At 27.7% G+C, this 7,099-nt stretch carries 7 protein-coding genes; all 7 read right to left on the bottom strand.

The window, feature by feature from the left end; genetic code table 11:
• Window positions 1-44: 44 nt before the first annotated feature.
• The 7 genes from ABGF48_RS06210 to purM all read right to left on the bottom strand — a co-directional run bounded on the left by ABGF48_RS06210 (window position 45) and on the right by purM (window position 7,099).
• Complete coding sequence (locus ABGF48_RS06210) at window positions 45-230, bottom strand: hypothetical protein (RefSeq protein ID WP_408105475.1); 186 nt, start codon at window positions 228-230, stop codon at window positions 45-47.
• A gap of 145 nt (window positions 231-375) precedes the next feature.
• Window positions 376-975 (bottom strand): NUDIX hydrolase, encoded by a 600-nt coding sequence (locus tag ABGF48_RS06205; protein ID WP_408105474.1) that lies wholly within the window; start codon window positions 973-975, stop codon window positions 376-378.
• A gap of 134 nt (window positions 976-1,109) precedes the next feature.
• Window positions 1,110-2,759 (bottom strand): formate--tetrahydrofolate ligase, encoded by a 1,650-nt coding sequence (locus ABGF48_RS06200; protein ID WP_408105473.1) that lies wholly within the window; start codon window positions 2,757-2,759, stop codon window positions 1,110-1,112.
• Between the two features lie 6 nt (window positions 2,760-2,765).
• Window positions 2,766-4,004 carry a phosphoribosylamine--glycine ligase gene (gene purD / locus ABGF48_RS06195; protein WP_408105472.1) on the bottom strand — a complete coding sequence of 413 codons (1,239 nt, stop codon included), beginning with the start codon at window positions 4,002-4,004 and terminating at the stop codon, window positions 2,766-2,768.
• The gene (gene purH, locus ABGF48_RS06190; protein WP_408105471.1) at window positions 4,004-5,524 is read right to left on the bottom strand and encodes a bifunctional phosphoribosylaminoimidazolecarboxamide formyltransferase/IMP cyclohydrolase; all 1,521 of its coding nucleotides are present in this window, start codon (window positions 5,522-5,524) and stop codon (window positions 4,004-4,006) included. Before purH ends, purD begins: the two co-directional genes overlap by 1 nt.
• Before the next feature lie 13 nt (window positions 5,525-5,537).
• Window positions 5,538-6,098, bottom strand: coding sequence for a phosphoribosylglycinamide formyltransferase (gene purN / locus ABGF48_RS06185; RefSeq protein WP_408105470.1), 561 nt, complete (start codon window positions 6,096-6,098; stop codon window positions 5,538-5,540).
• Entirely contained in the window at window positions 6,095-7,099 is a 1,005-nt protein-coding gene (purM, locus tag ABGF48_RS06180; RefSeq protein ID WP_408105469.1) for a phosphoribosylformylglycinamidine cyclo-ligase, read from the bottom strand. The genes purN and purM overlap by 4 nt, the downstream gene beginning before the upstream one ends.

Here is a 7,099-nt window from a genome sequence, read left to right as displayed (position 1 = left end):
TGCAAAAATAATAGCCACGAATAATTTTCATGGCTTTTACAATATCAATCCAACTCTTTTTTTCTTTGTTCTATTAAATTTTCTAATTCTTCTAAATCTTCTAAAGTTGCTTTATTTCTTATAAAACTTCTTGATATACTTCGATAATTTAAATATTGTTTATGTTCTTTATTACTTTCATACCATTTTTTATCTGCTTGTGGGTTATATACATATTCTGTTTTTGACATATATCCATCCTATTTAAATAATAAGTATAATGCTATGATTATCGCAATGAATAATACAAATTGTAATTTCTCTTTTAATGTTGTTTTTATTATTTGTGTTTTAATTCTCCATTTGTTTTTCGTAGAAAAGGTATTATTATTTCTATTAAAATTTATTCTTAGAATAATAATGAGAATTATTATTTCTATTAAAATTTCTAACCTTTTTACCATTATCAAACGCTTTACTATTTGTGTGAATGCCTCGTTTTTCTTTAGTAAAATAAAGCATTTCAATTAATGATTTTGTATAGGGAATAAATTTATTTTCATCAATTAGTTTATAAATTTCCTCTTTTGTTGCCCACTTGCAGTCTTGAACTTCTTCTTCTTGAATAACAACATCATTTATATCTATTTCTTCTGTGAATGTGTAAAAATCATCAAATCCTTGTTTGAAATTGATAGTAAAATCAGGTCTGACACCTCTAAAATCAAGATCAACTCCTAGTTCTTCGTTAACTTCTCTTCTTGCAGCTCTTTGAGATGTTTCACCTTTTTTTACACTCCCACTAACACTAAAATCCCACAAATCAGCCCAACCACGTTTTGTTGTTTGTCTTTGTTGGATTAGCATTTCATTTTTTGAATTGAAAATACATACATGGATAATTGTTCTATAGAAATTCTTCGGAGTCTTCTTCCCTCTAATCATGGTTCGCTTTGTTTTTCTTCTATTTATATCATATAAATCAAATATTTCCATAATTATCCTTTCTATTCTATTTGTATATTTACTTTAAATTGTACACTAATTTTTAAAATAATAAAACTGTTTTTTTTATAATAAAAAATTGCCATAAATAAAAATCTATGACAATTTTATATTTAATAATTTTTCTAAAATAAATTAACTATATTTTCATTTTCATCAATATCTATACTAATTGCATTTGGTATTTTAGGTAGCCCAGGCATTGTAAGTACTTTATTCAAATATGCAACCACAAAACCAGCTCCACTATTTATTTTCAAATCAGATATGGTTATTTCAAAATTTTCAGGTCTTCCTAATAATTTAGGATTGTCAGAAAGTGAATTTGGAGTTTTTGCCATACAAACCGGTAACGTATCATATCCTAATTCATTAATTAAATTTAATTTTTCTTTAGCTAATTCTGTAAATTTTACAAATTTAGCACCATAAATTTCTTTTGCAATTATATTTATTTTTGATTCAATAGTTTCTTCATCTTTATATAATAACTTAAATTCTTTATTGGTATTTTCTATCAAATTGACTAATTTTCTTGATAAATCAATAGCCCCTTCTCCACCTTTTGACCAAACTTGAGTAAGGGAAATTTCAACATCATGATCTTTAGCCCAATTTAATAAATATTCTTTTTCAGCTTTTGTATCTGTTATAAATTCATTTAGAGCGATAACTACCGGTAAATTAAATTTATTTACATTTTCAACATGCTTTTCTAAATTTTTTACACCCAATTTTAACGCATCTAAATTTTCAAATAATAAGTCTTTTTCAAGCACTCCACCATGCAGTTTAAGCGCTTTTATAGTAGCTACAATTACAACTGCTTTAGGTTTTAAATTTGCATTTCTACACTTTATATTAAAAAACTTTTCTGCTCCTAAATCAGCTCCAAATCCTGCTTCTGTAATTACATAATCACTATATTTTAGAGCTGTCTTTGTTGCAATCACCGAATTACAGCCATGAGCAATATTTGCAAATGGACCGCCATGTATAAATGCTGGATTATTTTCAAGTGTTTGTACTAAATTTGGTCTAATTGCATCTTTTAATAAAGCTGTTATAACACCATCTATATTCAAATCCCTTAAATATATAGGTTTATTTTCTTTTGTGTATCCCAATATGATATTTGAAACTCTCTTTTTCAAATCAAAAATATCTTCTGATAAACATAAAATAGCCATAATTTCACTAGCTACAGTTATATCAAATGAACTTGACTTTGGACTACTTAATTTACCATTACTGTAAATTTCAACACTTCTAAGTGCTCTTTCATTCATATCCATTACATAATTAAATTTTATTTTATCAAAATTTAATTCATTTCCTTGAAAAATATGATTATTTATTAAAGCCATTATTGCATTATGTGCAGATGTAATTGCATGAAAATCTCCTGTAAAATGAAGATTTATTTCATCCATTGGAACTACTTGAGCATAACCTCCCCCTGTAGCACCTCCTTTTCTACCTAAAACCGGCCCTAAAGATGGCTCTCTAAGTGCAACAGAAGTCTTTTTGCCTATTAAATTCATACCATCGCATAATCCAACTGTAACTGTAGATTTTCCTTCTCCACTAGAAGTAGGATTTATAGATGTAACCAAAATTAAATTTTCTGATAAATTATCAAAACTTGGAATATTAACTTTTGCCTTATATTCTCCATATTTATTTAAATCTTTTTGAGATATATTTATTTTTGAAGCAACTTTTTCAATGTTTTTTTTATTAGCTTCTAATGAAATTTCGTAATCTGTCTTCATTTAACCTCACTTTAATGATAAATGCCCTATATCCTTCCTATAATATAAATTATCACATTCTATTTTTTCAATGTCTTTATAAGCTTTTTCAATAGCCTCCTCTAATGTATGAGCAGATGCACACACAATTAAAACGCGTCCACCATTTGTAACTATTTTACCATTTAATTCCTTAGTTCCCATATAAAATATTTGTGATTCAATTTTTTCTAATCCTAAAATTTCATATCCATTTTCATAAATTTCAGGATATCCCTTAGATGCTAAAACAACACCAACATGAGATTTATCATCCCACTCTAAATTAATATCATTTCCATCAATTATTTCATTAGCAATATCGAATAAACTAGAATTCATACTTTGTAAAATTATTTCTGACTCAGGATCACCAAATCTCACATTATACTCAATTGTCTTAATCCCATCAGCAGTTTTCATAAGTCCAGCAAATAATATTCCCTTAAATTCCCTATTTTCAGAAATCATTGCTTCAGCAGTAGGAATGATAATCTTATCAACTGCTTCTTTAACATCTTCTTCAGTTATGTGTTTTATAGGCAAATATGCACCCATTCCACCAGTATTTAAGCCTTCATCATTATCAAAAGCTCTTTTATGATCTTGGGCAATTTTCATAGGATAGACTTTATTTCCACTCACAAAACACATTAATGAAAATTCTTCCCCTACTAAAAATTCTTCTATAACTACTTTTTTGCCGGCATCGTTAAATTTATTATTAATCATAATTTCTTCTAAATCAGAAATTGAAGATTCATAGCTTTCCGATATAATTACACCCTTTCCAGCAGCTATACCATCTGCTTTAATTACAATTGGAAAATCTAAATTTTTAAGATATTCTTTTGCTTCTTCAATTTTTTCAAAAATTTCAAACTTAGCAGTAGGAATGTAGTATTTTTTCATTAAATTTTTGGAAAATGATTTACTTCCTTCCAATATGGCAGCTCGTTTATTTGGTCCAAATACACGAATTTGTTCATTTTCTAATTTGTCAACTATACCGTCTACTAAATATTTTTCAGGTCCAACAAATACTAAATCGATCATATTATTTTTGCAAAATTCTGCAATTTGATCCTCGGATATTTCTACACAAGTACCAAATTTTGCAACACCTGGATTTTGTCCAAGCATAAATATATCATGACCTTCATTAAATAATTTATATGAAATGGCATGCTCTCTACCACCATTTCCTAAAACTAATACTCTACTCATTAGTGCTTAAAGTGACGTAATTTTGTAAATGTCATGGAAATTCCATGTTCATTACATGCGTCAATAGAATCTTGATCTTTAATAGATCCTCCTGGTTGAATTATTGCAGAAATATTATATTCTCCAGCCATGTCAACACTGTCTCTCATTGGAAAGAATGCATCTGAAGCAATTACAGCTCCATTTGCTCTTTCACCAGCTTGTTTTAATGCAATTTCACAAGCTCCTACTCTATTCATTTGTCCAGCACCAATTCCCAATGTTTGTTGATTTTTAACAACAACTATGGCATTTGATTTTACATGCTTTACAATTTTATATCCAAATATTAAATCATTCATTTCTTCATCAGATACTTTCTTTTCAGTAACGACATTTAGTTCATCATACAATTTTTCATCATAATCCTGAACTAAAATCCCACCTCTAACCGATTTAATAAGTTTAGAATTATTTGATATTTTCTTAGGGATTCTGTAAATTCTTAAATTCTTCTTTGTTTTTAATTTTTCTAAAGCATCTTCATCATAATCTTCAGCTAGAATTATTTCTAAAAATAGCTTATTCATCATTGTTGCAGTTTCAAGATCAACTTTTCCATTTATTGCAACAATTCCACCAAATATTGAAATCGGATCAGCTTCATAAGCCTTTGTATATGCTTCTAAAACAGTATTTCCTGTTGCAACTCCACATGGATTCATGTGTTTTAATGCAACACAAACTGTTTCATCAAATTCCTGTAAAATATCTAATGCTGCACTTGCATCTTGAAGATTGTTATATGACATTTTCTTTCCATGTAATTGTTCACAATCTTGCAATTTATATGAACAAACTTCATCATTCGTATAATGTACAGCTTTTTGATGTGGATTTTCACCATATCTCAATTCATCTTCTAATTTATATGTTAATGTTAATTTTTCAGGATTGAAGTCAAATTTATTATTAAAATAATTTGCTATTGCTGAGTCATAATTTGCCGTTTTATTAAAAACTTTTGAAGCTAAATAAGCTCTTGTTTCAAATTTTGTTTCTCCAAATTCAGATATTTCATCAATAATCATATTATAATCTTTATAATCTGTAACAACTGTAACAAACTTGAAATTTTTTGCAGCTGATCTTAACATGCTAGGGCCTCCGATATCAATATTTTCAATTATTTCAACATCAGAAACTCCGTCTTTTTTTAATGTTTCTTCAAATGGATATAAATTTACACAAACTAAATCAATAAAATCAATTTCATTATTTCTTGCTTCTTTTATATGTAATTCACTATCTCTTTTTGCCAATAACCCACCATGAACTTTAGGATGAAGTGTTTTAACTCTACCTTCTAAAACTTCTGGAAATCCTGTATAATCTTCTATTCCAATACATTCAACTCCATTTTCAACTAAATGTTTAAGTGTCCCACCTGTTGAAATTATCTCAAAATTATTTTCTTTTAATGACCTTGCAAACTCTAAAACGCCAGTTTTATCACTTACACTAATTAATGCTTTTTCCAACTATTCCTCCTAATTAATTATCAGTTAAAATCTTTATAATAGTTTTTGGATAAAGTCCATGCTCTAATTCATGAACTTTTTGAGTAACTTCATCTAAACTTAATTTATAATCAACCTTAAATTTATCTTGAGCTAATATTTCACCACCATCCACTTCTTCATTTACATAATGAATGCTTATCCCTATAAATTCCTCTTTATTTTCATAAGCTCTTTTTATAGAATATTTTCCTTTATATAAAGGAAGCAAGGAAGGATGAATGTTGACTATTTTCCCATTAAATTTTTCTAAAAAATATGGCGAAATTATTCTCATATATCCCGCTAAAAATATATATTTTACATTTTCAATATTTTTCAAAATATATTCTTCATAGTATTTTTTTGAATCAAAATCTTTTGGATTAACTACAAGCGTTTTAATATTTAATGATTCTGCTTTTTCAATTACACTTGCTTTTGGGTTATCACAAACTAAATATTTAATATTAATCAATTTTTTTAAATCTGGATTAATAGCTAAATTGTAGAAATTTGATCCTGTCCCAGATGCAAATACTGCTACATCTATCATATTAATTTAATTCCTTCTTCATCAGTTACTTCACCTAATTCAAAACTTTCAGGAATAATCTCTAACACTTTAGAAACATCTTCTTTGTCTACTACAACAACTAAACCAACTCCCATATTAAATACTTGATACATTTCATCGTCTTCAATATTTCCTTTTTCTTGAATATATCTAAATATAGATGGAACTTCATAAGAATCTTTTTTGATTTTCATTCCCAATCCTGATTTTAAGCATCTTGGTAAATTTTCATAAAATCCTCCACCAGTTATATGAGAAATCCCTGCTATTTTAATATTTTCAATTAAACTTAATACTTCTTTAGCATAAATTTTTGTTGGTGTTAAAAGTTTTTCACCAATTGTAGTATTTTCAAATTTTTCTGATAATTCAATTTTACTGTCGTTCAACACTTTTCTAACTAATGAAAATCCATTTGAATGAAATCCAGAGGATTTAATACCTATGACTATTTGCCCTACTTTTGTATTTTCCTTAGATATTAATAATTCTTTTTCTTGGACTCCAACACAAAAACCAGCAATATCATATTCATCTTCTTTATAAAATCCAGGCATTTCAGCTGTTTCTCCACCTATTAATGCCATATTTGATTCTACACATCCATCAGAAACACCTTTAACAATTTCTTCTATTTGCTTTGGATTATTTTTCCCAACTGCTAAATAGTCAAGGAAAAATAGTGGAATTGCACCTTTAGCTAAAATATCATTTACACACATTGCAACAACGTCAATTCCTATTGTGTCATGCTTATTTAATTCAAATGCTAATTTTAATTTTGTACCAACTCCATCAGTACCACTGACTAAAACAGGATTCTTAAAATTGTATTTTGAAAGGTCAAAAACTCCACCAAAATCACCAATCATTGACATCATTCCTTTATTTTTCGTTCTTTGAACATGTTTTTTTATTCTTTCAACAGATTCATATCCATTTTCTAAACTAACGCCTGATTCTTTATATTTTAGACTCAT

Origin of the sequence: Helcococcus bovis, assembly GCF_046035835.1 — a bacterium.
Taxonomy (GTDB): Bacteria; Bacillota; Clostridia; order Tissierellales; family Peptoniphilaceae; genus Helcococcus; species Helcococcus bovis.
Note: the sequence above shows the minus strand (reverse complement) of the source record. Positions and strands in the feature narration are given on the sequence as shown.

Coding starts and splice junctions, on each gene's coding strand:
- purN (WP_408105470.1), bottom strand. CDS start 6,098: ATGATAGATGTAGCAGTATTTGCATCTGGGACAGGATCAAATTTCTAC.
- ABGF48_RS06200 (WP_408105473.1), bottom strand. CDS start 2,759: ATGAAGACAGATTACGAAATTTCATTAGAAGCTAATAAAAAAAACATT.
- purM (WP_408105469.1), bottom strand. CDS start 7,099: ATGAGTCTAAAATATAAAGAATCAGGCGTTAGTTTAGAAAATGGATAT.
- ABGF48_RS06210 (WP_408105475.1), bottom strand. CDS start 230: ATGTCAAAAACAGAATATGTATATAACCCACAAGCAGATAAAAAATGG.
- purD (WP_408105472.1), bottom strand. CDS start 4,004: ATGAGTAGAGTATTAGTTTTAGGAAATGGTGGTAGAGAGCATGCCATT.
- ABGF48_RS06205 (WP_408105474.1), bottom strand. CDS start 975: ATGGAAATATTTGATTTATATGATATAAATAGAAGAAAAACAAAGCGA.